The 25,665-nt window shown below is 70.4% G+C and carries 29 protein-coding genes and 3 pseudogenes; 11 read left to right on the forward strand and 21 right to left on the reverse strand.

All coding sequences use genetic code 11. From position 1 onward, the window contains the following. Window positions 1–104: 104 nt before the first annotated feature. The 4 genes and pseudogenes from ABZ845_RS27470 to ABZ845_RS27485 all read right to left on the reverse strand — a co-directional run bounded on the left by ABZ845_RS27470 (window position 105) and on the right by ABZ845_RS27485 (window position 2,407). Window positions 105–734, reverse strand: a complete 630-nt coding sequence (locus ABZ845_RS27470) for a hypothetical protein (protein ID WP_360984568.1) — start codon at window positions 732–734, stop codon at window positions 105–107. A 349-nt stretch (window positions 735–1,083) separates the two neighbouring features. Further along, complete coding sequence (locus tag ABZ845_RS27475) at window positions 1,084–1,227, reverse strand: hypothetical protein (RefSeq protein WP_360984571.1); 144 nt, start codon at window positions 1,225–1,227, stop codon at window positions 1,084–1,086. Further along, window positions 1,227–1,466 (reverse strand): annotated as a pseudogene (locus ABZ845_RS27480) (hypothetical protein); the annotation flags it as partial. The pseudogene ABZ845_RS27480 and the gene ABZ845_RS27475, both read right to left, overlap by 1 nt. Before the next feature lie 179 nt (window positions 1,467–1,645). Beyond that, complete coding sequence (locus ABZ845_RS27485) at window positions 1,646–2,407, reverse strand: phosphoglyceromutase (RefSeq protein WP_360984574.1); 762 nt, start codon at window positions 2,405–2,407, stop codon at window positions 1,646–1,648. Between the two features lie 175 nt (window positions 2,408–2,582). On the opposite strand from ABZ845_RS27485, the gene ABZ845_RS27490 reads away from it, so the two are divergent. Further along, entirely contained in the window at window positions 2,583–3,899 is a 1,317-nt protein-coding gene (locus ABZ845_RS27490) for an MFS transporter (RefSeq protein ID WP_360984739.1), read from the forward strand. A 42-nt stretch (window positions 3,900–3,941) separates the two neighbouring features. Here ABZ845_RS27490 and ABZ845_RS27495 read toward each other — a convergent pair whose 3' ends face one another. Then, window positions 3,942–4,430 carry a cupin domain-containing protein gene (locus ABZ845_RS27495; protein WP_360984577.1) on the reverse strand — a complete coding sequence of 163 codons (489 nt, stop codon included), beginning with the start codon at window positions 4,428–4,430 and terminating at the stop codon, window positions 3,942–3,944. 152 nt (window positions 4,431–4,582) lie between these two features. After that, complete coding sequence (locus tag ABZ845_RS27500) at window positions 4,583–4,954, reverse strand: DUF4267 domain-containing protein (protein ID WP_360984580.1); 372 nt, start codon at window positions 4,952–4,954, stop codon at window positions 4,583–4,585. A gap of 86 nt (window positions 4,955–5,040) precedes the next feature. Between ABZ845_RS27500 and ABZ845_RS27505 the strand changes: the two are divergent. Beyond that, window positions 5,041–5,169: pseudogene (locus ABZ845_RS27505) on the forward strand (TetR family transcriptional regulator); the annotation flags it as partial. A 92-nt stretch (window positions 5,170–5,261) separates the two neighbouring features. On the opposite strand, the gene ABZ845_RS27510 reads toward ABZ845_RS27505, so the two are convergent. Together ABZ845_RS27510 and mshA are read right to left on the reverse strand one after the other, a co-directional pair. Then, window positions 5,262–5,762 carry a YbjN domain-containing protein gene (locus ABZ845_RS27510; protein WP_360984583.1) on the reverse strand — a complete coding sequence of 167 codons (501 nt, stop codon included), beginning with the start codon at window positions 5,760–5,762 and terminating at the stop codon, window positions 5,262–5,264. A gap of 22 nt (window positions 5,763–5,784) precedes the next feature. After that, window positions 5,785–7,125, reverse strand: a complete 1,341-nt coding sequence (mshA, locus tag ABZ845_RS27515; protein WP_360984586.1) for a D-inositol-3-phosphate glycosyltransferase — start codon at window positions 7,123–7,125, stop codon at window positions 5,785–5,787. Between the two features lie 269 nt (window positions 7,126–7,394). On the opposite strand from mshA, the gene ABZ845_RS27520 reads away from it, so the two are divergent. The 3 genes from ABZ845_RS27520 to ABZ845_RS27530 all read left to right on the forward strand — a co-directional run bounded on the left by ABZ845_RS27520 (window position 7,395) and on the right by ABZ845_RS27530 (window position 11,297). Next, complete coding sequence (locus ABZ845_RS27520; protein WP_360984589.1) at window positions 7,395–8,213, forward strand: class I SAM-dependent methyltransferase; 819 nt, start codon at window positions 7,395–7,397, stop codon at window positions 8,211–8,213. A gap of 321 nt (window positions 8,214–8,534) precedes the next feature. Further along, window positions 8,535–9,617, forward strand: a complete 1,083-nt coding sequence (locus tag ABZ845_RS27525; RefSeq protein ID WP_360984592.1) for an NlpC/P60 family protein — start codon at window positions 8,535–8,537, stop codon at window positions 9,615–9,617. A gap of 333 nt (window positions 9,618–9,950) precedes the next feature. Beyond that, on the forward strand, window positions 9,951–11,297 hold the full coding sequence (locus tag ABZ845_RS27530; protein WP_360984594.1) for a SpoIIE family protein phosphatase: 1,347 nt from the start codon (window positions 9,951–9,953) through the stop codon (window positions 11,295–11,297). A 137-nt stretch (window positions 11,298–11,434) separates the two neighbouring features. Here the strand turns inward: ABZ845_RS27530 and ABZ845_RS27535 are convergent, their stop codons facing one another. From ABZ845_RS27535 to ABZ845_RS27555, 5 genes are all read right to left on the reverse strand, one after another. Further along, window positions 11,435–11,779, reverse strand: a complete 345-nt coding sequence (locus ABZ845_RS27535; RefSeq protein ID WP_360984597.1) for a DUF2516 family protein — start codon at window positions 11,777–11,779, stop codon at window positions 11,435–11,437. Between the two features lie 151 nt (window positions 11,780–11,930). After that, on the reverse strand, window positions 11,931–12,578 hold the full coding sequence (locus tag ABZ845_RS27540) for a hypothetical protein (protein ID WP_360984599.1): 648 nt from the start codon (window positions 12,576–12,578) through the stop codon (window positions 11,931–11,933). A gap of 140 nt (window positions 12,579–12,718) precedes the next feature. Continuing rightward, window positions 12,719–13,216 carry a helix-turn-helix transcriptional regulator gene (locus ABZ845_RS27545; RefSeq protein WP_360984602.1) on the reverse strand — a complete coding sequence of 166 codons (498 nt, stop codon included), beginning with the start codon at window positions 13,214–13,216 and terminating at the stop codon, window positions 12,719–12,721. Between the two features lie 407 nt (window positions 13,217–13,623). Further along, window positions 13,624–14,274, reverse strand: a complete 651-nt coding sequence (locus ABZ845_RS27550; RefSeq protein ID WP_101401131.1) for a response regulator transcription factor — start codon at window positions 14,272–14,274, stop codon at window positions 13,624–13,626. Further along, window positions 14,262–15,548: a sensor histidine kinase gene (locus ABZ845_RS27555; protein ID WP_360984606.1), complete on the reverse strand. Its 1,287-nt coding sequence runs from the start codon at window positions 15,546–15,548 to the stop codon at window positions 14,262–14,264. Before ABZ845_RS27555 ends, ABZ845_RS27550 begins: the two co-directional genes overlap by 13 nt. An 85-nt stretch (window positions 15,549–15,633) precedes the next feature. Here ABZ845_RS27555 and ABZ845_RS27560 point away from each other — a divergent pair, with 85 nt between their 5' ends. The 3 genes and pseudogenes from ABZ845_RS27560 to ABZ845_RS27570 all read left to right on the forward strand — a co-directional run. Beyond that, the gene (locus ABZ845_RS27560) at window positions 15,634–16,122 is read left to right on the forward strand and encodes a hypothetical protein (protein WP_360984610.1); all 489 of its coding nucleotides are present in this window, start codon (window positions 15,634–15,636) and stop codon (window positions 16,120–16,122) included. Between the two features lie 56 nt (window positions 16,123–16,178). Next, a complete protein-coding gene (locus tag ABZ845_RS27565; RefSeq protein WP_360984613.1) occupies window positions 16,179–16,841 on the forward strand; it encodes a methyltransferase domain-containing protein in 663 nt (220 codons plus the stop codon). A gap of 43 nt (window positions 16,842–16,884) precedes the next feature. Beyond that, window positions 16,885–17,091: pseudogene (locus ABZ845_RS27570) on the forward strand (histidine phosphatase family protein); the annotation flags it as partial. 42 nt (window positions 17,092–17,133) lie between these two features. On the opposite strand, the gene ABZ845_RS27575 reads toward ABZ845_RS27570, so the two are convergent. Further along, window positions 17,134–17,886: a class I SAM-dependent methyltransferase gene (locus ABZ845_RS27575; protein ID WP_360984616.1), complete on the reverse strand. Its 753-nt coding sequence runs from the start codon at window positions 17,884–17,886 to the stop codon at window positions 17,134–17,136. 143 nt (window positions 17,887–18,029) lie between these two features. Here ABZ845_RS27575 and ABZ845_RS27580 point away from each other — a divergent pair, with 143 nt between their 5' ends. Further along, entirely contained in the window at window positions 18,030–19,118 is a 1,089-nt protein-coding gene (locus ABZ845_RS27580) for a MerR family transcriptional regulator (protein ID WP_360984619.1), read from the forward strand. Window positions 19,119–19,169: 51 nt separating this feature from the next. On the opposite strand, the gene ABZ845_RS27585 is transcribed toward ABZ845_RS27580, so the two are convergent. Together ABZ845_RS27585 and ABZ845_RS27590 are read right to left on the reverse strand one after the other, a co-directional pair. After that, window positions 19,170–20,141: an asparaginase gene (locus tag ABZ845_RS27585; RefSeq protein WP_360984622.1), complete on the reverse strand. Its 972-nt coding sequence runs from the start codon at window positions 20,139–20,141 to the stop codon at window positions 19,170–19,172. 15 nt (window positions 20,142–20,156) lie between these two features. Then, entirely contained in the window at window positions 20,157–20,756 is a 600-nt protein-coding gene (locus tag ABZ845_RS27590; protein WP_360984624.1) for an AmfC protein, read from the reverse strand. A gap of 228 nt (window positions 20,757–20,984) precedes the next feature. Here ABZ845_RS27590 and dtd point away from each other — a divergent pair, with 228 nt between their 5' ends. Further along, window positions 20,985–21,410, forward strand: a complete 426-nt coding sequence (gene dtd / locus ABZ845_RS27595) for a D-aminoacyl-tRNA deacylase (protein ID WP_360984742.1) — start codon at window positions 20,985–20,987, stop codon at window positions 21,408–21,410. 21 nt (window positions 21,411–21,431) lie between these two features. Here the strand turns inward: dtd and ABZ845_RS27600 are convergent, their stop codons facing one another. From ABZ845_RS27600 to ABZ845_RS27620, 5 genes are all read right to left on the reverse strand, one after another. Then, a complete protein-coding gene (locus ABZ845_RS27600) occupies window positions 21,432–22,397 on the reverse strand; it encodes a folate-binding protein (protein ID WP_360984627.1) in 966 nt (321 codons plus the stop codon). Window positions 22,398–22,407: 10 nt separating this feature from the next. Beyond that, a complete protein-coding gene (locus ABZ845_RS27605) occupies window positions 22,408–22,845 on the reverse strand; it encodes a Fur family transcriptional regulator (RefSeq protein WP_360984630.1) in 438 nt (145 codons plus the stop codon). Between the two features lie 89 nt (window positions 22,846–22,934). Further along, window positions 22,935–23,510 carry an FABP family protein gene (locus ABZ845_RS27610; RefSeq protein WP_360984633.1) on the reverse strand — a complete coding sequence of 192 codons (576 nt, stop codon included), beginning with the start codon at window positions 23,508–23,510 and terminating at the stop codon, window positions 22,935–22,937. A gap of 250 nt (window positions 23,511–23,760) precedes the next feature. After that, window positions 23,761–24,048, reverse strand: a complete 288-nt coding sequence (locus ABZ845_RS27615; protein ID WP_360984636.1) for a DUF397 domain-containing protein — start codon at window positions 24,046–24,048, stop codon at window positions 23,761–23,763. Continuing rightward, entirely contained in the window at window positions 24,030–24,872 is an 843-nt protein-coding gene (locus ABZ845_RS27620) for a helix-turn-helix transcriptional regulator (protein WP_360984639.1), read from the reverse strand. The genes ABZ845_RS27615 and ABZ845_RS27620 overlap by 19 nt, the downstream gene beginning before the upstream one ends. A 166-nt stretch (window positions 24,873–25,038) precedes the next feature. On the opposite strand from ABZ845_RS27620, the gene ABZ845_RS27625 reads away from it, so the two are divergent. Further along, window positions 25,039–25,641: a hypothetical protein gene (locus ABZ845_RS27625; RefSeq protein WP_360984642.1), complete on the forward strand. Its 603-nt coding sequence runs from the start codon at window positions 25,039–25,041 to the stop codon at window positions 25,639–25,641. Window positions 25,642–25,665 lie beyond the last annotated feature (24 nt).

Genomic DNA, 25,665 nt, shown 5'->3' on the forward strand with positions numbered 1-25,665 from the left:
AGCCGCAATCTGGCACAACTTCCAGACCGGCCAGGCGGTCAGCCGCTCACTGACCGCCTTCGATCACTGACCGTATTTGGACAGACTCGTCTAGAGGCCGTGTTTTAGGACGTGCGGGCGGCCGTCTCCTGCTCGGCGGCCGCTTGCAGAACACCCCACCGGGGCCGCGGCTGCCCGAGGCCGAGCCAGCGCCGCCGGCCCTCCCAGCGCACCCCCGCCGCAGAGACCCGTACTTCGCGGGCGAGCGCGGCATCGTCCAGATGCCCGACGAGCCGGGCCCGCCGCTTGATCCGCACGCCGACTGCCTGCTCGATCCACGCCTGCATCCGAACTTGCTCCAGGCGGTTGAGGTCTTTCGCGGCGCTCGGCACAGGAAACCGGCTGATGGGGGCGCTCAGCGCCGCCAGCCGAGACGTGCGCAGCCTGCCACGAGGGCCGCACCAGAACAGAGTGTTCCCTTCGACCCCCACCACGTCGGCGAGGGCGATCCGTCGCGTCCACAGGTAGTTGCGCAGCAGCACCGCCTCCTCGTCCGCATACACGAGCGCCCGCTCGATCCGCACCGCCAGACCGATGCCCAAAGCCACTGCACAGGCAACGCCGAGCGTCGTGGCAAGCGCGCTGACCGGCGCCGTGGCAAAGAACACGGTAGGAGCCACGCCGACCCACAGAAAGCCAGCCACGGCCGTTCCGTGGCGGGTTCCTGGCGCCCGCTCGATCCACAAGGGGCTCATGGTCGCTCCTGTCCGCTCGGTCGTTCGAAAAGCGGGGACAGCCTAAGCACGAAGTGGAGCGGCCATGCCCCAGGGGGAGTTCCAGAACACGGCCTAGCCGCCGACCGCCCCAGCCACGACATGTTCTGACCTCATGCACTTCGTGCCTGCCTCTTGGGCGGGAGCGGGCGGCCGGCGGTGCCGAGCGGGGCGGAGACATGAGCGCGGGCGCCGCCGGCCGCCCGCGCCCGCCCGGAGGAGCGAAGCGACGACGGGTGCTTGCAACCAGTAGAGAAAGTTGTAACTCACTGACTGGGACCAGAACGTCAGGCATCAGCTGGGATCCGACAGACTGGGGCCTGTGGACTGATCAGCTCCCGAGCCGAACCGTGGACGCCGGAAGGCCGACCGTGGACCAGTACGTCGCCGGGTGCTTGGCCCGGGCGTAGGCGGCCCCGCCGACGAGTGCGGCGACAGGACCACCTACTTCGAGGAGCGTCGACAGATCCGACATCAGGCAGCGGCCCCTGTGGCGGCCGGGAAGGCGGCCGGGGTGACGGCGGCGGCCCGGTAGGCGATGCCGTGGCGCTGCCGGCCGTTGAAGACGGACTCCCACGGCCGTGCGACGAGGCCCGGCAATGAGACGGGTGCCCCGAGGGCCAGTCCCTCGGAGATGCCGCCTTCCGGGATGGTGACCTTGATGAGCGAGGACTCGCCGTCCTCGATGTAGACGACGCCGATGGTCATCAGCGCTGCGGCCCTCCGCGATGCGGGAGGGCAGGCAGAGCTGAAGCAGCGGCCGGAACCACACTCCGCCGGACCTGTCGCCTGACGACCCGGTCAAGCGGCTCACGGCCCAGAGACGGCCCCAGCACAGCACGAAGGCCCCTACCAGCGGCTGAACCGCAGGTAGGGGCCTTGTTCGTGCGGTGTTACTTCTTCTTGCCCTGGTTCTTGACCGCCTCGATCGCCGCCGCGGCTGCCTCCGGGTCGAGGTACCTGCCGCCCGGGGTGAGCGGCTTGAAGTCGGCGTCGAGTTCGTAGAAGAGCGGGATGCCCGTGGGGATGTTCAGGCCCGCGATGTCGGCGTCCGAGATGCCGTCCAGGTGCTTGACCAGGGCGCGCAGGCTGTTGCCGTGGGCCGCGACCAGGACCGTGCGGCCGGTCAGCAGGTCCGGGACGATGCCGTCGTACCAGTACGGGAGCATGCGGGAGACGACGTCCTTCAGGCACTCCGTCCTCGGACGCAGCTCCGGCGGGATCGACGCGTAGCGCGGGTCGCCCGACTGGGAGAACTCCGAGCCGTCCTCGAGCGGCGGGGGCGGGGTGTCGTAGGACCGGCGCCACAGCATGAACTGCTCCTCGCCGAACTCGGCGAGCGTCTGGGCCTTGTCCTTGCCCTGCAGCGCGCCGTAGTGGCGCTCGTTCAGGCGCCAGGAGCGGTGGACCGGGATCCAGTGGCGGTCGGCGGCCTCCAGCGCGAGCTGCGCGGTGCGGATCGCGCGCTTCTGGAGCGAGGTGTGGACCACGTCGGGCAGCAGGCCGGCGTCCTCGAGCAGCTCACCGCCGCGGACCGCCTCCTTCTCGCCCTTCTCGTTCAGGTTGACGTCCACCCAGCCGGTGAACAGGTTCTTCGCGTTCCACTCGCTCTCGCCATGGCGGAGGAGGATCAGCTTGTACGGTGCGTCGGCCATGGCCCCGAGCGTAATCGAACCTCGTGGCCGCTTGCGCGCCCGCCCAGCCCACGGACAGACGTCTCCACTGCCGATGGACAGTTGACGCCTTCTGCTAATTGGGTGGCTCTCCCGGACCCCACACCCGTAAGTTGTGCTCACCGTCCGTACCACTTACATCCACGGGGGTTCCGCCATCTCTCTCACCTCTCTCAGACGTGCCGCCCGCGAGACCGTCTCCGGGCTCCCCCGTGAGTTCTGGTGGCTGTGGACCAGCACGCTCGTCAACCGCCTGGGCGGGTTCGTCGCCATCTTCATGGAGCTCTACCTGACCCTCGGCCGCGGCTACTCGGCCTCGTACGCCGGTCTCGTCGCCTCCCTGCACGGACTCGGCGGAGTGGTCTCCTCCCTCGGCGCGGGCGTGATGACCGACCGGCTCGGGCGACGGCCGACCCTGCTCATCGCCCAGTCGTCGACCGCCGTCTCCGTGGCCCTGCTCGGCTTCATGCACGACCCGGTCGCGATCGCGGCCGTCGCCCTCCTCGTGGGCATGGCGAGCAACGCCTCCCGTCCCGCCGTGCAGGCGATGATGGCCGACATCGTCCGGCCCGAGGACCGTATCCGCGCCTTCTCCCTGAACTACTGGGCGATCAACCTCGGCTTCGCCGTCTCCTCCATCGCCGCCGGATTCATCGCCGAGTTCAGCTATCTCGCCGGATTCCTGATCGAGGCGGGGATGACGATGGTCTGCGCCCTCGTGGTCTTCGCCAAGCTGCCCGAGTCCCGGCCGGTGCGGACCGAGAAGGAAGGAGCGGCGGAGGAGAGCGTGGGGCTCGGCACCGTGGTGCGCGACGGCCGCTTCATGGGCGTGGTCGGCCTGTCCTTCCTGATCGCGCTCGTCTTCCAGCAGGGAGGCGTGGGACTGCCGCTCGCCATGGGCAGGGCCGGGTTCGCGCCCTCGGACTACGGCATGGCCATCGCCGTCAACGGCGTGCTGATCGTCGCGCTGCAGATTCCCCTCACGCGTCTCATCGAGCGCCGCGATCCGCGCCGGCTGCTGGTCGTCTCGTCGCTGCTCGCGGGGTTCGGCTTCGGGCTGACCGCCTTCGCGGGCTCTGTCGGCGTCTTCGCGCTCACGGTCTGCGTGTGGACCCTCGCGGAGATCATCAACTCGCCCACCCAGACCGGCCTCGTCGTCCGCCTCTCCCCCGTGCACGGCCGGGGCCGCTACCAGGGCATGTACACCCTGTCATGGGCGGTGGCGAGCCTGGTCGCCCCGGTGATGTCCGGTGTCGTCATCGACCGGTTCGGGGCGGAGTGGCTGTGGGCGATGTGCGCGGCCGTCGGCGTGGGCGCCGCGATCGGCTACGGGTCGCTGATGCGCCGCCTTCCGAAGGAGCAGGCTCCCGGGGAGGGCACGGCCTCGGAGGACGACGCGGCGAAGGCTCGCATCGACGCGGCGGCCGACGCGGAAGCCGGGGCGGAAATCGGCACGGAAGTCCGTACGGCCTGAGGGAGCGCCCCTTCCTGGGGCGCCCCCTCACAGTGGCCGGCCTCAGCGGCGCTCCCACACCTCACTCGTCAGGAAGTACGTGTCGTACAGCTCCTGGACCTCCAGCAGCGACTCCGGCGGCACCTTTCCCAGTCCGACGCGCTCCAGGTGGCGGAAGTACTCGAAGCGTTCGACGCCCGGGGTGATGACGATCAGGATGTCGGCGTCCTGGTCGGGCGAGGCGGCGAAGGCGTGCGGCAGGCCCGGCGGCACCACGACCAGGTCGCCGGCCTCCGCGGTGACCACCCGGTCGCCGGACAGCAGCTGGGCCGAGCCGCCGAGCACGTAGAACATCTCGGCCGAGCCGTCGTGACGGTGGGGCCGCACCCCGTCCGCGCCCCCCTCAAGGGTGACGCGCTGCGTGGACAGCGCCCCGCCGGTCGCGCTGCTGTCGGCCAGCAGCCTTACGGTCGTGGGGGCCCGGCCGACCAGCTCGGCGTCGGCGGAGCGGACGATCACGGACGAATCGAAGTCCGGAACGATGAGCGACATCTTGGATTTCCCCGTTCGCTGTTCGAGGCTCGCTTCATGGTGCGTCGGTAAGCAGTGCGCCGTGCGTCGAAGTGCGCTTCGGAAGTGCTCGGCGCTGGCGTGCGGCTTGCTCCCGCACGGCTCGCATGCGGCTTGCGAGCGGCTCGTGCGGGTCAGACGGCGAAGAGCAGGGCGGCCGAGGCCAGGACCGCCACCGCTGTGGCGAAGTGGATACCGAAGGCGGCGGCTCGCGTGCCGCCGTTGCGCAGCACGATCACCGTGTCGCCGAGCGGCGCCAGGGCGGTGGCCAGCATGAACCAAGCCTCCGCGCTCGCCCCGGCGAAGGCCAGAAGTGCGAGGCCCACTATGCCGGAGACGGCGTCGCGCACGCCCTTGATCTCCAGATACGCGGCGTCGCCGTCCTGCTTGGCGGGCACCCCGTAGCCGCTGGCGGCGGCCCTGGGCTGCACGAGGAAGCGGGCACCGACGAACAGGACGAGCAGGTCGAGCAGAAGAGCAAGTCCGTAGGCCGTGGTGTGTAGCACGTCAATCTCCTTGCTAGCGCTGCTAGTTGGTAGAGCAACGCTAACATAGCGTCGACAGAAGCACTAGCATTGCTAGAATTTCGAGCATGTCGATCCACACGCGCCGCGAGCGCGAACGAGCGGAACGGGAGCGGCTCGTCGTCACGGCCGCACGGGAACTCGCGGAGGCCGAGGGCTGGGACGCCGTCACCACGCGTCGCCTAGCCGTCGAGGTCTGATGCGCAGCGGCCGGCTCCTCGCTGAACAGCACGAGCGCCGTCCGGCCCTGCTGATCGACCGCTTCAGCCCGCGGGAGAAGTGACCTGGGTCAGCTTCCGGAGCGCCGGGTCAGATGGCTGAACGCCTCCAGGTTGCGGGTCGACTCACCGCGTGACACCCGCCATTCGTACTCCTTGCGGATGGCGGACGCGAAACCCAGTTCCAGAAGGGTGTTGAAACTGCCGTCCGCCGCCTCGAGGACAGAGCCGAGCAGCCGGTCCAGCTCGTCCGCGGTGACCGCGGCCAGCGGCAGTCTGCCCGTCAGATAGATGTCGCCGAGCGGGTCGACGGCGTAACTCACGCCGTACAGCTTCAGATTGCGCTCCAGCAGCCAGCGGTGCACCGCTGGCTCGTTCTCGTCCGGGTGCCGGATCACGAAGGCGTTGAGGGAGAGGGAGTGCCTGCCGACGATCAGTGACAGGGTCGTCGACAGTTTGCGCGTCCCGGGGAGCTTCACGACGTACGAGCCCGCCTGGGGACTCTCCCACTCCAGTTCGGCGTCCTCGAGGACTCCTTCGATGACCTGCGCCGCCCGCTGTTCGTCAGACATGCTCGGAGCGTACGTGACCGGATCAGCCGTTATGGGCGCGCACCCGGCGGCGGTGGGCCTGCATGGCGGCGGTGTAGACCCCGGCCGTGGCCGAGGCCGCGGCGTCCCAGCCGAAGCACTCGGCGTGCCGGGCCGCGGCGTCCCCCATGCGGACGGCCAGCCCGGGATCGTCGGCGAACATGCGCAGTACGCGCGCGTAGGCGGCGGGATCGTGTCCCTGGACCAGGAATCCCGTCCGTCCGTCCTCGACGGCGACGGGCAGGCCGCCCACCGCCGCCGCCAGCACCGGTGTGCCGGTCGCCTGCGCCTCGATCGCCACCAGCCCGAAGGACTCGCTGTACGAGGGCATGACCAGCACGGACGCGGCTCGGAACCAGTCCGCGAGCCTTTCCTGGTCCACGGGCGGCCTGAAACGCACGACATCCGCTATGCCCAGCCGGGCGGCGAGCTTCTGCAGGCCCTCCGGCTTGGCGAGACCGCTGCCGCTGGGGCCGCCCACCACGGGCACCACGATGCGGGAGCGCAGTTCGGGCCGGTCCTCGAGGAGGACGGCCACGGCGCGCAGCAGCACGTCGGGGGCCTTGAGGGGCTGTATGCGTCCCGCGAAGACAGGGATCAGCGCGTCCTGCGGGAGGCCGAGCCGGGCCCGGGCGGCGGCCCGCCCATCGGCGGGCCGGAAGCGTTCCAGGTTCACTCCGGGGTGGACGACGGCCACCTTGTCGCGGTCGGCCTCGTAGTGCCGTACGAGTTCGTCGGCCTCTTCGGCGGTGTTGGCGATGAGACGGTCGGCGGCGTCCACGATCTGGGTCTCGCCGATGACCCGGGCGGCCGGCTCGGGGGTGTCGCCCTCGGCGAGGGACGCGTTCTTGACCTTGGCCATGGTGTGCATCGCGTGCACCAGAGGGGCGCCCCAGCGCTGGGCGGCGAGCCAGCCGACATGGCCGGAGAGCCAGTAGTGGGAGTGGACGAGGTCGTAGTACCCGGGGCGGTGACCGGCCCAGGCCTGCATCACCCCGTGTGTGAAGGCGCAGAGCTGGGCCGGGAGGTCTTCCTTGGCCAGGCCCTCGTAGGGCCCGGCGTCGACATGCCGGACGAGGACGCCGGGGGCGAGCTCGACGGCGGGCGGGAGGGCGGCCGTGGTGGACCGGGTGAAGATCTCGACCTCGATGTTGATCGCGGCGAGGCGCTGGGCCAGCTCCACGATGTAGACGTTCATGCCGCCGGCGTCGCCCGTGCCGGGCTGGTCGAGCGGTGAGGTGTGCACGGAGAGCATGGCGACTCGGCGCGGTTTGCGGTGCGGCAGCCGAAGCCGTGAGGGGGCCGCCGGTGAGCGACGCCCGAGCCTGCTGACGTACTGGCTCACGTGGAGTTCCTCCTCGTTGCGGGCATGGCTTGAGGGACGGCCTGCCACGCCCTCCAAGAAGGCGAACGCCGCATGGGGGCACTCCATTTCCCTTGCGGGCGGCTTTGCTCAATCATTACCTGACCTCGATCAACCGTTCGAGAATGACTCCCTCCGGTCGCGCCCCGCCGGCGCCTTCCCCGGGGGGGCCCGCGAAGTTATCCACAGGGTGCGGTGGTGTTGTCCACAGGCCGGCCCGCCAGCCCTCCCGGCCGCTTACTCTCGTACGCATGTCAACCCGCGCCGCGTCCCGCCCCGTGGGTACGGTGACGCGCGGGACCACCAATCCGAACCGGCTGCGCCGGATGGACCGCTGGATCGCCGCGGTCCATGGCGCCGAGCTGCGCCGCGCCGTGGACCCGGTGGCCGTCGACCTCGGGTACGGGGCCGCCCCGTGGACCGCGGTCGAGCTGCTGTGCAGGCTGCGCACCGCGGCACCCCGATCCCGCGTGGTCGGCGTCGAGATAGAGCCCGCCCGGGTCTCCGCGGCGCAGCCGTACACCCGCGAGGGACTGGTCTTCCGGCACGGCGGCTTCGAGGTTCCCGTACCGGGGCGCCCGTCGCTGATACGCGCCGCGAACGTACTGCGGCAGTACGAGGAGGACCAGGTCGCCGCGGTCTGGGAGCGGCTGTGCGCCCGGCTCGCCCCCGCCGACCCGGCGTCCGGCTCCCGGGGCGGACTGCTCGTCGAAGGCACCTGCGACGAGGTCGGCCGCCGCCATGTGTGGGTCGCGCTCGGTCCCGAGGGCCCGCGCACCGTTACTTTCGCCACCCGCCTCGGCTCGCTGGACCGCCCGTCCGACCTGGCCGAGCGGCTGCCGAAGGCTCTCATACACCGCAACGTCCCGGGCGAACCCGTGCACGCCTTCCTGCGCGACTTCGACCGCGCCTGGGCAGCCGCCGCGCCCTACGCCTCGTACGGCGCGCGCCAGCGCTGGATACGCACGGTCCGCGATCTGACGGCCGTCTGGCCGGTCACCGACGGACCGGCGCGCTGGCGCCAGGGTGAAGTCACCGTGACCTGGGGTGCGTTGGCGCCCCGCAGCTGAAGCGCCCGGACTGCCGGACCCGCCAAACCCACCAAACCCGCCGGACCTGGGGCCTCGTGCACCCGTGCACCCGTGCACCCGTGCACCCGTGCACCCGTGCACCCGTGCACCCGCAGGGAACGGTCTTCGGGGGTTCTTCGTCAGATGCGCGGGAGATCACCGTACGAAAAACGGCCGGGGAGGGAGATCGTCGTACGGGTGCGGCAGGAGAGGGAGATTTTCGCGCGCTGGAGTCCTGCCACTGTCACTTTGCCCGTCCGCGTGGCACGATCCCCAGGCGTCTACACGTTACTGACAGTAAATCAGATTTAGGGGCGAGATATGGGATCCGGGAAACGGACCCTGACCACGGCGGCCATCGCCCTGGTCTGCACAGTCACTGTGCTGGGCGCACCGGGAGCGGCGTACGCGAGCCCGGGTCGGCCCGCACCGAAACCCGCACCCGCCGGGGATCCCGGCGCGACGGGTACGGACCGCCTCGAGGCCGTACGCGAGAAGCTCGACCAGCTCTACCACGACGCGGCGGTCGCCACCGACGAGTACAACGCGGCCGAGGAGAAGACCCAGCAGCAGTCGGCGCAGATCGTGGGACTGGCCCGGGAGATCGTCAAGGGCCAGGAGAAACTGGCCTGGTTGAAGAACCGCGCGGGCGCCGCGGCTCGGGCGCAGTACCGCGGCGGGGGCCTGCCGCCGGAGGTCCGCCTCTGGCTGAGCGACAACCCGCAGCAGTTCCTCGACAGCGCCGGCACCGCCCTCCAGGGCGAGCGGGCGACCGAGGAAATGATGGCCGAGATGACGCGCACGCAGAACGACTTGAAGCAGTACGCGAGCGACGCCTCCGCCGAGTGGACCGCACTCGAGGCGAACCGGAAGACCAAGGCCGCGGCCAAGCAGAAGATCGAGAAGCAGATCGACGCCGCGGAGAAGCTCCAGTCGCAGCTGAAGAAGCAGGAGCTGGAACGGCTTCGGAATCTGGAGGACGAGGCCGCCTACAAGGCACAGACGGCCTGGCTCGGCTCGGGGATACTGAAGGACATCAACGGCAAGGCGTCCGAAAAGGACAAAAGGGCCGTCCAGTTCGCCACCGACCAGATCGGAAAGCCGTATGTGTGGGGCGCCGTGGGCCCCAAGTCCTACGACTGCTCGGGGCTGACGTCCCAGGCCTGGGCGGCGGCCGGCGCCCCCATCCCGCGCACCTCGCAGGAGCAGTGGAAGCAGCTCAAGCACGTCGCCATCAAGGACATGCGACCTGGCGACCTGATCATCTACTTCCCCGACGCCAGCCATGTCGCGATGTACGTCGGCGACGGCGCGATCGTGCACTCCCCGCGCCCCGGCCGCACCGTGACGATCGCCGGCGCCGGCTCGATGCCGATCCTGGGGGTCGTACGGCCCGACGCGTGAGCCGGACGCGTGAACCGGGCGAGGCACCGGGACCGCGGGTCAGGACGGGGAACCGGTCCGGGATCCGGAAACGGATGGCCCCAGTGACCCGGCCCACGTGACCGGGCGCACGCCACGTGGGGCGGAAAACCCCGCCCCACGTGACTTACGTCATCCCGGCCGGAGACCGCCGTGTCCAACTGCGTTACGGATGCGGCATATGACAGAGGCCGGTTGCCCGGTACCGGCGCACAGGGCATTCCGCTGCGCCCTCGGCAACCGCTATGGTCCCCGTCGGTGGGTCGAGGTCCCTCGCCCCACCGTGCCCTCGGGGGGAGGGAAGGAACGAAGACGATGCCCGTACCCGTACCGCGGCAGAGGGCGATCCCGGCCGCGGAAAGTGGTCAGGCTCGAACCGAGTCCCCGCCCGGGACACAGACCGGTCAGATGCCGGACGCCCGTAACAGAACGAACAAGACCCCGTCGGACACGCTCACCCTGCTGGTGATCGAGGACGATCCGGCGGCTTCGCCGATCGTGCCCGAGCTGCTCGACGCGGCGGGCCGCCCCATCAGGCTGCGCACCGCCCGCAACCTCACGGAGGCGGAGCGGCTGCTCACCGACGACGTCCACTGCATCCTTCTGGACCTCGCGCTGCCCGCCCCCGGCCGGGCCGCGGCCGAGGACGACGAGCTCGCCGTGCTGCGGCATGTGCTGCGGCTCGCGCCCCGCCATGCCGTTCTCGCGCTCACCGCCTCCGGTGACGCCGAGCGCGGCGCCGAGGCCGTGCGTGTCGGCGCCCAGGACTACCTCTTCCGTGAGGAGCTGGACGGACAGCTGCTGAGCCGCGCGATCCGGTATGCGGTCGAGCGCAAGCGCTCCGACACGGCCGAGCGGCGGCTGACCGAGTCCCGGCTGCGGGCCCAGGAGAACGCCCGCCTGGAGCGCGGTCTGCTGCCCAACCCCCTGCTGGACGGCTCCTCGCTGCGCTTCGCTGCCCGGTACCGCCCGGGCCGCTCCCGCGCGCTGCTCGGCGGTGACTTCTACGACACGGTCCGTACACCCGACGGCACGGTGCACGCGATGATCGGCGACGTCTGCGGTCACGGCCCGGACGAGGCGGCGCTCGGCGTGGAGCTGCGCATCGCCTGGCGCGCCCTGACTCTGGCGGGCCTGTGCGGTGACGAGCTGCTCTCGACGCTCCAGCAGGTCCTGGAGCACGAGCGGGCCAACGACGAGATCTTCGCGACGCTGTGCACGGTGGACATCGCGCCGGACGGGCGACGGGCCGGGCTGTGCCTGGCCGGGCACCCGGCCCCGCTGATCGCCCGCCGTGGGCTCCCCCGGTCCCCCGGCTCCGCCTTGGCGGCGGGGACGCCTCCCCTGGCCGAGCTGCTGCCGCATGACAACAACGGCCCCGCGCTGGGTCTCCTGCCGCACGCGCGCTGGCCGCGCACGCAGATCGAGCTGGGGCCCGCCTGGAGCCTGATGCTCTACACCGACGGTCTGATCGAGGGCCGGATCGGCGAGGGACGGGAGCGCCTCGGCCAGGACGGCATGCTGGAACTGGTCCGGCGGCGGCTGGCCGAGGGCCTGAACGGCGAGGAACTGCTGCGCGCCACGGTCAACGAGGTGCGCGACCTCAACGGCGGCGAGCTGGCGGACGACGTCGCGGTCGTCCTCCTCGACCGCGAGCCGTAACGAGCGGACCCGCCCCGTACCGGGCCGTCGGCGGCGCACATGGGAGACGGGCGGGCCGGGCGGGCACCGCCCGTCGTCGTACGGGCCTGTCCACCGCCCGCCGTCGTACGGGCGCGTCCGCCGTCGTACGGGCCCGTCTACCGTCCGCCGTTGTACGGGCCGTAAGGACCGTCGCTGCTGCTGCCGCCACGGCGGCGACGGCCCCAGCCGCCGCCCGAGACCTGCTTGAGGGCGGGCCGGACGTCCACGAAGAAGACGATGCTGGCGACGAGGCCCGCGAGCTGCAGGAAGAGCATCGGCACCAACAGGTTCACCGCGACCGCGATGCCCAGGATGATCAGCCAGAAACCCTTGTTCTGCTTGTCGGCCGCCCGGTACGCGTCGTCCCGGTACAGCACGGCCATGGCCAGTGCCACCACGGCGAGCACCAGCATGGCGAGGTAAAGCAGCGACATGACGCCGCCGAATGCCGTCATCAGCACAAAGCCCACCACCCGGGTCTAGTCCTCTACGGCCACCGTACCCGTGCCCGGCCGCCGTGTATCCATACCAACGGGCCGGACACTCCAGGAGTGCCCGACCCGTTCGATGCCGTTTCATACCCGTTCGGTCGTGCCGTTCGGGGTACCCCGCTTACTTGGCGGGCGGCGTGGTCTTCTTCGCCACGGGCTTCTTGGGAGCCGGGGCCTTCTTCGCCACGGGCTTCCTGGCCGGGCCGGGCTCGGCCTCGGCCTCGGCCGGCTTCGGCTCGTCGCCGACCACGACAGGCTCCGGCTTGCCCTCGACGGCGACGGCGAGCTCCTCGATCTCCTCGGCGGCCTCGCCGCGCCAGGTCCTCACGGTCTGCTCGCCGTGCTCGGCGACCTTCTCGTAGGTCTCGCGGGCCTTCACCACGTACTCGGCGGCGACACCCACGCCCCGCAGGGCCAGGTCCTGAGCGGTCTCGCCGAGCTTCTTGAGGTCGGCGTCGAGGTTGCTGCCGAACTTCTTCAGGTCCGAGTCGAGTCCGTTGATGAACTCGTTGACCTTCGTCTGGAGGGTCTCCTGCGTCTCCTTGACGCGGGCACTGGCCTCCTTGGCGCGGGCAGCGGCCTTCTCCTGGACCGCCTTCGGGTCGGTGTTGCGCACGGCCTCGATACGGGCCGGGGCCTCGGCGCGCAGCTGCTCCACCAGACCGGGCACCTTCCGGGCCTGCTGAAGGGCCAAGTCAGCGGTGCCGGCGGCGAAGTAGAGCGGGGTCGGGTCGCTGAGGGTCTTGCGCAGATCGTCGGTGATGGCCATGGGAAATGGTCCTCCCGGTTCGGCTTTCGCCTGAGGGTTCTGAGGGTTCTGAGGGTTTTGGGTGGTCCACGGAACGCCGTCCGGCCGTCCCGCCTGCCTCGCTCGTTTCTCGGCGGCTTCGGTCATCCCGGTGCTCCCGGTCAGCCTGCGCCCCGCCGCGGACCGGTATCGCCGCCGTCGCCGGCCGTGCGGGGACCGGGGTCCGCGGTGCCCTGGATGCCGTCCGCCTCCTGAGCCGCCGCGGCGGCCTCCGTCGCCTCCGTGGTGTCCTTGTCCGCCCGGGTGATCTCGAAGCCGTTCTCCTTGCGGAAGGACTCGTAGATCTGGAGCAGCACCTGCTTCTGCCGCTCGGTGAGCGTGGGATCGGCGAGGATGACGGCACGTGTCTCCACCTCGTCCCGGTCCCGCTCGGCGTCGAGGATGCCGGCGCGCACGTACAGCGTCTCGGCGGAGATCCGCAGCGCCTTGGCGACCTGCTGCAGCACCTCCGCGCTCGGCTTGCGCAGCCCGCGCTCGATCTGGCTCAGATACGGATTGGACACCCCGGCGGCGTCGGCGAGCTGCCTGAGCGACAGCTGGGCGTTGCGCCGCTGCTCGCGCAGATACTCACCGAGATTGCCGACGTTGAGCGATGCCATGCCCCCACTCTGCCAACCTTCGCTAACTTTTGCAAGCGCCCGCTTGCAAAAGTGCGCCACGCGAGTCAGCGGCCCAGTGCCAAGAGGACCGGTGTCCGTTCCCTGTCTATCTGCGATTTCCCACCGGGTCTGCGCCGTGAAGTGAACGGGTCCCGGACGACCTGGGCAGCGACTGGCCCTACCCAGGCCACCTGCCCGCGAGGGCAGCGCCCACCGCTCCGGCTGCCGGATGGCCTAGAGAGATCACGGCGGTGTTTTCGACAGGGTGTTTCGGAGCCACCGGGGCAATGAGAATGAGAGCCACCCGCGGGACCGCTTTCCACGTGGCTCGGTGTCCGCGAGACGTCGTTTGTTGAGTTGCCGGTCTGTTGGGCCGAACGGCGGTAGGGGTCCGGGCGGCGGGTCGGTCAGGTCGGGGAAGCGCCGAGGAATCTCAGGACGGCGAGAACGCGCCGGTGGTCGGCGTCGGCTGCGGGCAGGTCGAGTTTGGCGAGGATGTTGTTGATGTGCTTGGCCACTGCGCTGTCGCTGACGACCAGGGCCTCGGCGATCCCGGTGTTGGAGCGTCCCTCGGCCATCAGGGCGAGTACCTCCCGTTCACGTGGCGTCAGCCGATCGAGCGGGTCGCTGCGGCGGCGCACGAGCAGCTGGGCGACCACCTGTGGATCCAGTGCCGTGCCCCCGGCTGCAACCCGCCGAACGGAAGCCACGAACTCCTCCACGTCGGCGACGCGTTGCTTGAGCAGGTAGCCGACGCCGCTGGTGTTGGCCGTCAGCAGGTCGGCCGCATACCGCTCCTCGACGTACTGCGAGAGCAGTACCACCGCGGTCTGCGGCCATTGCTTACGGATCACCAGCGCGGCGCGCACGCCTTCGTCGGTGAAGCCGGGTGGCATGCGGACATCGACCAGGGCCAGCCCGGGCCGGTGTTCCTCGACGGCCGCAAGCAGGGCTTCGGCGTCGCCGACTTCGGCGGCGATCTCGAAGCCGGCCATTTCCAGGACCTTGACGAGCCCGACGCGCAGCAGCAGTGAGTCCTCGGCGATCACGGCTCGCATGGCAGCTCCACGGCGATGGTGGTCGGGCCCCCGACCGGGCTGCTGATGTGGAGGGTGCCGTCGACGGAACCGACCCGTTTGGCCAGCCCGCTCAGTCCGCTGCCGGTGGAGGTGTCGGCGCCGCCGATCCCGTCGTCGGTGATGTTCACGCGCAGCATTCTCCCGATCTGTTCGACAGTGACGTCCACGCGGGTGGCGCGGGCGTGCTTGGTGACGTTGGTGAGCGCCTCGGAGACCACGAAGTAGGCGATCGACTCCACGGTGGGCGCCGCTCGCTCCTCGAGGTCGACTCGCAGCCGTACCGGGATCGGTACCCGGGCGGCCAGCCCGGACAGCGCCGCGTCCAGCCCGCGGTCTTCGAGGACGGCCGGGTGCAGGCCGCGCACCAGGTCGTTGAGTTCGGCGATGGCCTCCTTCGCCTCGCGGTGCGCCTCGTCGATCACGGTGCGGGCCTCGTCCGGCAGGTTGGTGAGGGTGGCCTTGGCCAGGCCCAGGTTGACCGCGAGGGAGACCAGGCGCTGCTGGGTGCCGTCGTGCAGGTCGCGTTCGATGCGGCGGCGTTCGGTATCGACGGCGTCGATCAGGTCGGTGCGGCTCTCGGACAGGTGCTCGACACGCTGCTGAAGCTGCTGGGAGCGGCTGGTCCCGAGCAGCGCGAGCGCGATCCGGGTCTCGGCGCGGGTCACCGGCCCGGTCAGCCAGGGTGCGGCGCACAGCAGCAGCACGCCGGCCGCGGTGTAGTACACCGCTTGGGTCGCGTAGTCGACATAGTCCAGGCGAACCTGGACCGGCAACATCCTGGCCCACCCGTTGACGGTGACGCCGGCAAGGCCCGCGACCCACGCAGCGAGCACCCCCAGCTCCACCACAGCCAGGAGCGGACCGACAAGCAGGTGGTATCCGGCCTGCCGCCAGGTCTGGGCCACGGACAGCCACCGCAGAGCGCGCCTCAGCCACCCTTGGTCGCGCGCGGCCGGCAGCCGGAGGATCTCCACTCCCAGCAGCACCCGGTACCGGCGTCGCTGCACAGCGGTGAGCGCAAGCACACCGAGCAAGATCAGCACAAACGGGAGCGGGAGCCACGGCCACGCCCTCAAATTCGCGACACTCGCCATCCAGCTCCACAACGGCACCAGCGCAAGGTGCAGCGGAATCCCGGCCGACAAGAAACCGGTGTCCCGCCGGACCCGAACAACTCTGCGCCGCAGCGCCCGGGGAATCGTCATGGCTCGACGGTAAAACGCCAGGTGAGGGCTATGCCATGCTCCATGCATCCGGATCGATGGTGAAGCTGGCACCACCCTGAGAACGGCACCCGGCATTACTGACTGTGATCGCTGTGCGGCTCAGGCTGAAGGCGTGCAGGAAATCATCGAACTGTTCCCGGAGCCGGACGCCGAGCGCGGCATACGCAGGCCGCACGGCCCGCGCACGGGATCGCTCCCCAGCCCGCAGCGCCGTCGTCCGGACCGCCTTCCAGGCCGACGGCGGGGTCTTGTCCTGGCCGGCTGCGGGGTGGCGCTGCTGCCGTGGCTCGTCGTGTTGGCCACCAGCCTGCCGACCACCTTCCGTGCCTCGCACTGGTCCGCCGCCTGGGTGGGTCTGGACGCGCTGGAGGCGGTCGGCCTGATCACCACAGGTCTGCTGGCCACCCACGGGGATCGGCGACTGGCACCGGCCGCCGCCGCGACGGCCGCCCTGCTCACCGTCGACGCCTGGTTCGACACGATGACCGCGGCCAGCGGGAGCGAACTGCGCGCGGCGCTGGTCATGGCGTTGTTCGCAGAACTTCCGCTCGCAGCGGTATGCGTCCGCCTGGCGGTTCGAGCGCTGCCCCGCACCCCATGAAACCCGCCACACCGACCCGGGCTGCAACCACGGATACCACAGAACTGGAGAACACCATGGGCTCTGCTGTCCTGACCGCACCGCGCCTGCGCTGGGCCTGCGCCCTCAGTGCCGCTGCCGCCGCAGGCGCCTGGTGGTTCGGCGACAAGGCGCCGTACCCCTACGGCCAACGCAGCCTGCTGGACCTGCCGTTGCCGTTCCTCACATCCGCCCGGCTCGACGCGGTGCTCACCCCGAGCCCGGGCGAGCGGATCCTCGAAGTGGGGCCCGGCACCGGACTGCAGTCGCTGCACATCGCACCGCAACTCGGGCCCCACGGGCAGCTCGACATCCTCGACATCCAACCCGAGATGCTCCGCCACGTGATGCACCGCGCGGGGCAGCGCGCAATACCCAACATCGTGCCCACCCATGCGGATGCCCGCGAGCTGCCCTTCGACGACGACACCTTCGACGCCATGTATCTGGTGACCGCACTGGGCGAGATCCCGGAACCACAACGGGTGCTCGATGAGGCAGTTCGGGTGCTCACCCCCGCAGGACGGCTGGTCGTGGGCGAGTTCTTCGACCGGCACTGGATCCCCTTCGGCCCTCTGCACCGTCTCGCCGACGCGTCCGGCCTGCATCTGAGCACCAGGAGCGGCTCGACCCTCGCCTATCTGGCACGGTTTCAACCCTGCGCCCGATCGCAGCGCTCACTTCGAGGACCTGAGAGCTGATCGGTAGCCCAGCCCAGGTGTTCCGCCTCGGCGGAATCATCCCGTGCACAACTTCCTCATCAGCTGGCTGGTGCGCGCAGCCCTCGACGCACCCCAGTGGCGTTGGATGGGCCTCAACCACGGCAACGCGGCGCTGACGGTCATCCGCTACGCGCCCGGCAGGCCGTCCTCCGTGCTCTTCTACAACGACATGAGGCACCTGCCCGCGGAACTGCGATGGACCGGCTTCTCGCCCGAACTCCGCGTCTGACGGCGACGCCGGTGCGGAGGGAGTGGTCCTTTTCGCTCTCCGTCAGTTCCGGCCGCGCGCAGCGCCGTATGCCCGCCGTGCGACGAAGACGAACTCCCTGCCCGGGCGGTCAGGAGCGTCTCGCACGTCCTCCACCACGTACCCCTGCGCTGCCAGTTCGGTCTCGACCTCCTGGCGCTCGCGAAAGCGCACCGTGGACTCCGACGTCAGCACCTGACCGTCCGCGGCGAACACATAGGTCCAGCGGAACGTCACCAGCGGGCCGCTCACCTCGGTCGTCTCGACCCAGCTCCGCACCGCACCGACTCCGGGGATCTCCGTCTCGCCGTACGAGGCCTCACGGTTCCACTCCGCCCAGGCTCGCCCGGCCGGATCCCTGGTCTCGAACACCAGATGTCCGCCGGGGCGCAGCGCTTCGTGGACGCCGCGCAGGGTCTTCCGCCACGTCCGCGGATCGGTGACGGCCTGGGCGACATTCGCGGTCATGGTCGCCAGGTCCACCCGCAGCGGCGGGAGCGACGTCGCGTCGCCGTGGATCCAGCGCACGCGTTCGCTCCCCGGCTTGCCCCGGGCCACGTCGATGGACGCCTGGGCGGGTTCGACGCCGACGACCTCGATAGCACGGTCGGCCAGCAGCAGCGCGAAGACGCCGGTCCCGCAACCGATGTCCAGCACCTGGCGCGCCCCGAACTCCTCCTGCGCCATCCGGACGTAGGCGTCGAGATCGCCGCGATCAGGGTCGAGCGGGTCATAGATCGCGGCTAGACGCGGGTCCCCGAAACACTCGTCGGCCATGCGAACGAGCTTATGGGCGGCCTGGGTTGATCGGTGAGACGTCTTTGCGACTCCCGCAGCGTCCTCGGTTGACCTTCACCTTGGGGGAGCGCCCAGCATCGGTGGTGCCGGGTGACGTTCCCGGCACGAGGAGGAGAGTGGGCATGGGGTTGCTGACCATCGGGACGTTCGCGAAGGCATCCCGGCTGTCGCCGAAGGCGCTGCGTCTGTACGACGAGCTGGGCCTGCTGACCCCCGCACGCGTCGACCCGGTGACCGGCTACCGCCTCTACGCACCGCAGCAGCTGGAGCAGGCCCGACTGGTCGCCTGGCTGCGGCGCCTGGGGATGCCCCTCGCCCGCATCCAGCGGGTCTGCACGCTGGACGCGGGCCGGGCGGCCCAGGAGATCCGCGCGTTCTGGGCCCAGGTCGAGGCCGACACCGCCGCACGGCGGGACCTGGCCGCCTTCCTCGTCGACCACCTGTCCCGTAAGGAGACCGACCCCGCCATGTCCCAGACCGCCGCACCTCTCGGAATCCGGTACGCCGCCCTCTCCGACACCGGCCTGGTCCGCGAGAGCAACCAGGACACCGCCTACGCCGGGTCCCGTCTGCTCGCCGTCGCCGACGGCTACGGCAGGCGCGGCGCCACCGCGAGCGCCGCCGCCGTCGACGCGCTCAAGCACCTCGACTCCGACGGCGTCCCGGCGGGCGATCTCCTCAATGTCCTCGAAGACGCCGTCGACCAGGCCAGGCAGGCCGTGCACGGGGTCGCGGGGAGCGGTTCCTCCCCCGAGGATGCCGGCACGACGCTCACCGCGATGCTCTGGACCGGGTCGCGGCTGGCCCTCGTGCACATCGGCGACACCCGGGCCTACCTCCTGCGCGACGGGGAGCTGTTCCAGATCACCCGCGACCACACCGTGGTGCAGTCGATGGTCGACGAGGGACGCATCAGCCCGGAGGAGGCCGCCTCCCACCCCCAACGGTCGCTGCTGGTACGGGCCCTGGCCCAAGGAGTCGACTCCACGGCCGACATGCGGCTGCACGACGCACGGCCGGGAGACCGGTACCTGCTCTGCTCCGACGGTCTGTCCACCGTCGTGCCGGCCGACGAGATCCGGCGGGTGGTCCTGGAGGGCCAGGAACCCGGACAGGCCGTCCGCGAACTCCTCGCCCTCGCGGGCGGCTTCGGTGGCCCCGACAACGTCAGCTGTGTGGTCGCCGACGTCGTGGAACTCGGGAACTCGTAGACCCGGGCCGGGGGCGGGGAGCCAGGCGGCACACGAGCTGGTGCCACGGCATCAGAACGCCGCCCTGATCTCGCCCACCTCGCGGCCCCCGCCCAGCAGTGGGACCTTGGCGAGGCGTGGGAGCACCGGGGAGTCGGCGCCCAGCAGGGTCAGGGCGCGGGACAGGACCGGGCCCAGGGCCCTGCTCGCGCCGTCGTCCACCTTGAAGGCCAGGGCGCGGCCGTCCGGGAGGGCCACCGCCTGGACCGCTTCCGCGCCCACCTTCGACAGGGCGCCGGGTATCCCGCGCATCAGCCAGGTGTCCGGGCGACGGGTGCCGGCGACGTACTCCGGATGCGCGCGCATCGCGTCGGCCACGCGGCGTTCCGGCGTGCCCGGCGCCGCCAGCACGTAGGAGCGGAACGCGCGGGCGAGTCCGGTGAGGCTGATCGCCATCAGCGGGGCCCCGCAGCCGTCCGTGCCGACCGCCGCCACCGGCTCCCCGGCGCTCTCCTCCACCACCGACCGGATCAGCTGTTGCAGCGGGTGCAGGGGGTCGAGGTAGGAGTCCAGCGGCCAGCGCCGCAGCGCGCATGCCGCCAGCATCGCCGTGTGCTTGCCGGAGCAGTTCATCGCGATCCGCTCGCGTGGGGCGCCGGACGCCAGGCGGGCCTCCGCCTCCGCGGGGTCCAGCGGCAGGTCCGGAGGGCACTGGAGGCGCTGCTCCGTCAGACCGTGCGCGGCCAGCATCGCGCGCACCAGATCGAGGTGAAACGGTTCGCCCGAATGGCTCGCGGCGGCGATCGCCAGCCGCTCACCCGCCAGGTCCAGGCCCGCCCGCAGCACGGCCGCGGCCTGCATGGGCTTGTTGGACGAGCGCGGGAAGACCGGCGCCGTGACATCCCCCAGCGCGAGTTCCACCGTCCCGTCCGCGGCCAGCAGCACCAGGCTTCCGCGGTGCCGACCCTCCACGAACCCGGAGCGCACCACCTCCGCGAGCACCGGAGGTACGGGGGGCTGAGCGGTCCGGGCAAGGGGCGTCATCGGGGTGCCTCCGCGTCACATGAGCAGGTCCTCCACTTGCGCTTCCCCCTCACGGTACCGGCGTGCGATCTCTGCGCTGCAGTCGTCGGCCGTGCGCTGGAGCTGCTGCCGCCGCCGCGAGACCTGCCGCTCGTACCGTACGAGCCGGCCCATACCGTCGCCCAACTCGTCGTCCGTACGCGCCTGGAGGTCCGACAGCTCCACCTCGTCGAGCATCTCGGCCGCCAGCTTCCGGTACTCCTCGCCCTGCGGGGTACCGACCGTCACATGGCGGGCGGAGGAGCGGTGCGTGGCGGGCGCGTCCCTGAGGATCTCGGGGAGCCGCTTCACGATCCCCTCGGGAACCCGGCCGCCGCGGCGGGCCAGCTCCGCACGCAGAATGTCGATCCGGCCCTGGATCAGCCGCCGTACATAGCTCAGGTCGGCCTCGTCGCGCTGGGCATCACGGCTCAGGGCGCGCAGTTCGGTCAGCAGCAGCGCGGACAGGTCGTACTCGGGCAGGTCCCCCAGCGACGGGCTGCCGGTGCGCTGTACGGGCGCCCGGCACTCCCCGGAGCTTCCCGCACGGGTGGGTACCGGGGCCCCGGGCCGCTGCCCGGCACTCGCTGTGCTCATGTACATACCGTCCCCTCGACCGGCGCGGCACCCCCCACGGATGCACCGCAACAGACGCATCGTGCCACCGGCATGCCCCCTATGTGACCGAGTGCCCCCGATCTGCCCCGGATGGAGGGGGTTAATGGTCGATAAGAATGCCCTAGTAAGAGATACTAAGCACCCCCGGGGACGGATCACGGGCACGTGGGCGCCACGGCAGGGCGGCGGCACGGCATGATGGCGGTCATGCGTGCGGTGGTGCAGAGAGTGGACGGCGCGAGCGTCGTCGTAGAGGGCGAGACGGTCGGCGAGATCAGCGGCGAGGGGCTGTGTGTGCTCGTCGGGGTCACCCATGAGGACACCAAGGAGAAGGCGGCCCAACTCGCCCGCAAGCTCTGGTCGATCCGCATGCTGAGCGACGAGAAGTCGTGCTCCGACATCGACGCGCCGCTGCTGGTGATCAGCCAGTTCACGCTCTACGGCGACGCACGCAAGGGCCGCCGCCCCACCTGGAACGCCGCCGCCCCCGGCGATGTCGCCGAGCCCCTCGTGGACGAGGTGGTCGCCCAGCTCCGTTCGCTGGGCGCGACGGTGGCGACGGGCCGGTTCGGCGCGCGGATGCGCGTGTCGCTGACGAACGACGGCCCGTTCACCGTGCTCCTGGAGATCTGAGGATCCCCGGGGCTCCTCGCCCTACGGCTCTACGATCACTTCCTGTGCCGCCGCCGTCGAGTCCGCGACCAGGCGGGCATCGACCGGGACGTTCCGCTTGACCAGCGCGAGGGCGACCGGGCCCAGCTCGTGGTGGCGTACCGAGGTGGTCACGAATCCGATCTTGCGTCCGTCCGGGCCGTCGTCCGCGAGGCGCAGTTCGCTGCCGTGCGGCGGGAGGTGCACCTCGCTGCCGTCGAGGTGGAGGAAGACCAGGCGGCGCGGCGGCTTGCCCAGGTTCTGCACCCGGGCGACGGTCTCCTGTCCCCGGTAGCAGCCCTTCTGGAGGTGCACGGCCGTACCGATCCAGCCCAGCTCGTGCGGGATGGTGCGGTGGTCGGTCTCGAAGCCGAGGCGGGGGCGGTGGTGCTCGACGCGCAGCGCCTCGTAGGCCAGCAGGCCGGCCGCGGGGCCGTTGCCTTCCGCGTACGACTCCAGGTCCTCGCGCGGCAGGAAGAGATCACGGCCGTAGGGGGTCTCGCGGACCACGACGCCCTCGGGGGCCTCGGCGATCGAACCGGCCGGCAGGTGCACGACGGCGATGTCGTCCGTGCGGTCGGCGACCTCGACGCGGTAGAAGAACTTCATCGACTCCAGGTACGCGATCAGCGCGTCCTTGGTGCCGGGCTCGACATGCGCCCACACCGTCTCACCGTCGTCGACCAGATACAGCGCGTGCTCGATGTGCCCGTGCGCGGAGAGGATGAGCGCCTCGGCGGCCTGGTGCGGGGGCAGGTCGCTGACGTGCTGGGTGAGGAGCAGATGCAGCCAGCTCAGGCGATCCTCGCCGCTGACGGCGATGACGCCGCGGTGCGAGAGGTCCACGAATCCGGTGCCGTCGGCCAGGGCACGCTGCTCGCGGAACAGGTCGCCGTAGTGGGCGGCGACGTCTTCGTCCACGCCTTCGCCGGGGACGGCGCCGGGCAGGGACAGCAGAGGACTCTTCATGGGGCCCACCCTACGACGTGGTAGTTGAACTCTTGAGCGAGCAGTCCTCGCACCGGCCGAAGATCGCGAAGTGCTTCATGTCCGTGTCGAAACCGAAGGTCTCGCGGAGCTTGGCGGTGAACTCGGCGGCCACGTCGAGGTCGGCCTCGATGACGTTGTGGCAGTCGCGGCAGACCAGGTGGATGTGGTGGTGCCGGTCGGCGAGGTGGTACGTCGGCGCCCCGTGCCCGAGGTGGGCATGGCTGACCAGCCCGAGCTCCTCGAGGAGCTCCAAGGTCCGGTAGACCGTGGAGATGTTGACCCCCGAGGCCGTCTTCCTCACCTCGGCGAGGATGTCGTCCGGGGTCGCGTGCTCCAGCGTGTCCACGGCTTCGAGCACGAGTTGCCGCTGCGGGGTCAGCCGGTAGCCACGCTGCCGCAGATCGCTCTTCCAGTCGGTGCTCACCACAGGGCCAAGTGTAGGACCGGCGCCCGGGGTCGGGGTTTGGCTGTGCCGACCCCGCCGTCCCGGGCCACGCGGCGTGGGAAGGGCCGGTTCTACTTGAAGAAGGCGATCCCGTCGTCCGGCAGGTCGTCGGGCAGGGCCTTCGCCCAGCGTTCGACGTCCTCCGGGGTGACGACCTTCTTCAGGTGGGCCGACATGTAGGGGCGCAGCGGCACCTCGGGGGTCTGCTTCTCGCCGACCCACATCAGGTCGCTGTTCACATACCCGTACAGCCGCTTGCCGCCGGTGTACGGGCCCGAGGCCGCCGTACGGGCGACGGCGTCCGTCGCGATGTCGATCTGCGGCTTCTTCTCGGCCAGCTCGCCGTACCAGACCTCGACCACCCCGTCGTCGCGGACCATGGTGACCTCGACCTTGCGGTTCGCGTCGATCCGCCAGAAGCCGGACTCGGACTCCAGCGGCCTGATCTTGTTCCCGTCGCCGTCCAGCGCCCAGGAGTGGGAGTGGTACTCCAGGAAGTCCCGGCCGTCGTGGGTGAAGGAGACCTCCTGACCGAAATTGCACTTCTCGGAGCCGGGGAACTCGTGCACGCCCGCGCCGGCCCAGTTGCCGAGCAGGAAGGCGAGCGGGACGAGGTCCTTGTGGAGGTCGGACGGGATCTCGATCATGAGCAGCTTTTCGTCGTATGCGTCGGGAGTACGGGTACAGGGGTCAGCGCTGGCCCTGGTACAGCTTCTTCACGGTCAGCCCGGCGAAGGCGAGAACGCCGACGCAGACCAGGACCAGCAGGGTTTCGAAGAAGATCTCCACGGGTTGCTCCTTGGTGAGCGAGGGTGGGTACACAGAGCCACGTCTCAGCTTACGCGGCGTGCACTCAGGCCTCACGGCGAGGTGCGCCGGTCGGGGGCCCGGCCCGGTTCAGCCCTGGAGCCCGCCCTGCCGGACCGCGTCCACGAAGCCCGCCCACGCGGCGGCCTCGAAGACCAGGGCGCCACGCTCGGGGGCCTTGCTGTCACGGACGGGGACGACGGAGGGGAGGTTTTGGGCTACCTCGAGGCACTGGCCGCCGTCGGTGTTGCTGTAGCTGCTCTTGCGCCAGTCAGCGGTACGGAGGAGGTCGTCGGAGACTTCGAGGCACTGGCCGCCGTCCTGGTTGCTGTAGCTGCTCTTGCGCCACGAGATGCTGCTCAGATCGATGGATCGCATGGCGCTTCCTCCAGCAAACGTCCGATGAGCTGACGCGATTTGTGCGGGGATAGAGCCAAATCGCGAACCCGATCGTACAGGAGCTGGAGTCGGTCAACGGCTGCTGTTTCCTTGACCAGTTCGCCGGAATATCCGGTCTCGATCCAAGCAACGGTCTGACCATTGGGGCCGCGGAGAAACATGGTGTCCGCGTTTGTCAGACCATGGAGTCCGGCGGACCACGGCAGTACATGGATAGTGATGTTGGGGCGCTGGCTTACGGCGCACAGATGCTCCAGTTGCGCCCGCCATGCTTCGGGAGATCCAAGCGGAGTGCGTAGCACCATCTCGGAGAGGATCGTGCGGAACTGCGGTGCCGCGTCCGCAAGTAGCAGCGCGCGGCGGCCCATCCGTGCCTCGACCTGGACATCCAACTCCGTCCCGGTAAGGCCGCTGGAGGCGAGCAGTTCGCGGGCATACTCCGGTGTTTGCAGAACACCAGGAAGGTTGGCTACGGCGTAATGCCACAAGCTGGTCGCCTCAGCCTCCAGCGACATGTATCGCCGGTACCGCTCTTTGAACTGCGACGGGTCCGCCACCGCGAGCTCCCACAGCACCAGCAACATCCCCGCCGTGCCGAAGTACTGGTCGAGCGCCTGGACCACCTCCGGGCCGCCCAGCGTGTGGCCGTTCTCCATCTTGCCGAACAGGGACGCGTCCCAGCCCAGGCGGTCAGCCAGGTCTTTTAAGCTCACGCCCTTCTCGGTCCTCAGCAAGCGCAATTCCTCCGCGAACCGCTGCCGCGGCTCCTGGCTTCGGCCTGTCACCGCCCGCCTCTGCGGCATCGCACCCCTCCATGGAATTTGTGGAATTAGCGTCGCCCACCGCGGAAGAACCGCTCGTCATCGGCGTGCCGACCCCGTCCCCGGGCCATGCTCGTAGCAGCCTCACTACGCAGAGTAGTACAACTGCCGTATTTCGTATAGAGGTTGGACGAAAGGAACGAATGCCATGGAGCCTGGAAGCCTCGTCTACGACACCGCCACGGGCAGGGTGGGCGAGTACCGGGACCGGACGGGGCCGTACGCGATGCTGCGTCCCGTGGGCGGAGGGCGGGAGTGGCAGGCCGACCCCGCGGCGCTGCGGCCCGCCACCGACCGGGAGCGGCTCAGGGCGGAGGTGCGGGCGGTGAACGGGCGGGCCCTGGCCCTGCCACCCGACCCCGCCGACCTCGGCCGGCCGCCCATGCCCCTGCTCGGCTGTGCCGAGTGCGCCGAACTCGGCGACCGGCGGGAGGCCGCGCGGGCCGGCGACGACCTCAGCACGGTGACGGACGCGAACGTCCTGCTGCGCCAGCACCAGCGGCAGGAGCACCTCTCATCGGCGCGCCGCGTCTTCCGGTACGTGCCGTACGTGATCGCGCAGGACGAGCACGCCGCGCCGGAGTACGCGGCGCGGTGCGTGTCGGGGGACGAGGAGGACTGCGGGGCCGAGTCGGGGGTGTGCGTGCATCCGGCGGACGTCGAGGAGTGGCAGCGCAAGCACACCCAGGAGACCCGGCACACGCGCTACCGCCGGGTCTTCACCGACTACGCGGTGCTGACCCCCGCGTAGGGTTCCACGAGCCCCTCGATGCCG

It is taken from the genome of Streptomyces sp. NPDC047022 (assembly GCF_040644155.1).
In the GTDB taxonomy this organism is placed as follows: Bacteria; Actinomycetota; Actinomycetes; order Streptomycetales; family Streptomycetaceae; genus Streptomyces.

What these genes read in the sequence shown, in the direction of transcription:
- ABZ845_RS27550 (WP_101401131.1), bottom strand. Translation starts at nt 14,274, where the DNA reads ATGCGAGCCGTGATCGCCGAGGACTCACTGCTGCTGCGCGTCGGGCTC.
- ABZ845_RS27545 (WP_360984602.1), bottom strand. Translation starts at nt 13,216, where the DNA reads ATGGCATCGCTCAACGTCGGCAATCTCGGTGAGTATCTGCGCGAGCAG.
- ABZ845_RS27565 (WP_360984613.1), top strand. Translation starts at nt 16,179, where the DNA reads ATGGGCTCTGCTGTCCTGACCGCACCGCGCCTGCGCTGGGCCTGCGCC.
- ABZ845_RS27615 (WP_360984636.1), bottom strand. Translation starts at nt 24,048, where the DNA reads ATGCGATCCATCGATCTGAGCAGCATCTCGTGGCGCAAGAGCAGCTAC.
- ABZ845_RS27475 (WP_360984571.1), bottom strand. Translation starts at nt 1,227, where the DNA reads ATGTCGGATCTGTCGACGCTCCTCGAAGTAGGTGGTCCTGTCGCCGCA.
- ABZ845_RS27620 (WP_360984639.1), bottom strand. Translation starts at nt 24,872, where the DNA reads ATGCCGCAGAGGCGGGCGGTGACAGGCCGAAGCCAGGAGCCGCGGCAG.
- ABZ845_RS27600 (WP_360984627.1), bottom strand. Translation starts at nt 22,397, where the DNA reads ATGAAGAGTCCTCTGCTGTCCCTGCCCGGCGCCGTCCCCGGCGAAGGC.
- ABZ845_RS27625 (WP_360984642.1), top strand. Translation starts at nt 25,039, where the DNA reads ATGGAGCCTGGAAGCCTCGTCTACGACACCGCCACGGGCAGGGTGGGC.
- ABZ845_RS27470 (WP_360984568.1), bottom strand. Translation starts at nt 734, where the DNA reads ATGAGCCCCTTGTGGATCGAGCGGGCGCCAGGAACCCGCCACGGAACG.
- ABZ845_RS27575 (WP_360984616.1), bottom strand. Translation starts at nt 17,886, where the DNA reads ATGGCCGACGAGTGTTTCGGGGACCCGCGTCTAGCCGCGATCTATGAC.
- ABZ845_RS27495 (WP_360984577.1), bottom strand. Translation starts at nt 4,430, where the DNA reads ATGTCGCTCATCGTTCCGGACTTCGATTCGTCCGTGATCGTCCGCTCC.
- ABZ845_RS27540 (WP_360984599.1), bottom strand. Translation starts at nt 12,578, where the DNA reads ATGGCCATCACCGACGATCTGCGCAAGACCCTCAGCGACCCGACCCCG.
- ABZ845_RS27510 (WP_360984583.1), bottom strand. Translation starts at nt 5,762, where the DNA reads ATGTCTGACGAACAGCGGGCGGCGCAGGTCATCGAAGGAGTCCTCGAG.
- ABZ845_RS27585 (WP_360984622.1), bottom strand. Translation starts at nt 20,141, where the DNA reads ATGACGCCCCTTGCCCGGACCGCTCAGCCCCCCGTACCTCCGGTGCTC.
- dtd (WP_360984742.1), top strand. Translation starts at nt 20,985, where the DNA reads ATGCGTGCGGTGGTGCAGAGAGTGGACGGCGCGAGCGTCGTCGTAGAG.
- ABZ845_RS27525 (WP_360984592.1), top strand. Translation starts at nt 8,535, where the DNA reads ATGGGATCCGGGAAACGGACCCTGACCACGGCGGCCATCGCCCTGGTC.
- ABZ845_RS27580 (WP_360984619.1), top strand. Translation starts at nt 18,030, where the DNA reads ATGGGGTTGCTGACCATCGGGACGTTCGCGAAGGCATCCCGGCTGTCG.
- ABZ845_RS27520 (WP_360984589.1), top strand. Translation starts at nt 7,395, where the DNA reads ATGTCAACCCGCGCCGCGTCCCGCCCCGTGGGTACGGTGACGCGCGGG.
- ABZ845_RS27485 (WP_360984574.1), bottom strand. Translation starts at nt 2,407, where the DNA reads ATGGCCGACGCACCGTACAAGCTGATCCTCCTCCGCCATGGCGAGAGC.
- ABZ845_RS27555 (WP_360984606.1), bottom strand. Translation starts at nt 15,548, where the DNA reads ATGCATGGAGCATGGCATAGCCCTCACCTGGCGTTTTACCGTCGAGCC.
- ABZ845_RS27530 (WP_360984594.1), top strand. Translation starts at nt 9,951, where the DNA reads ATGCCCGTACCCGTACCGCGGCAGAGGGCGATCCCGGCCGCGGAAAGT.
- ABZ845_RS27610 (WP_360984633.1), bottom strand. Translation starts at nt 23,510, where the DNA reads ATGATCGAGATCCCGTCCGACCTCCACAAGGACCTCGTCCCGCTCGCC.
- ABZ845_RS27590 (WP_360984624.1), bottom strand. Translation starts at nt 20,756, where the DNA reads ATGAGCACAGCGAGTGCCGGGCAGCGGCCCGGGGCCCCGGTACCCACC.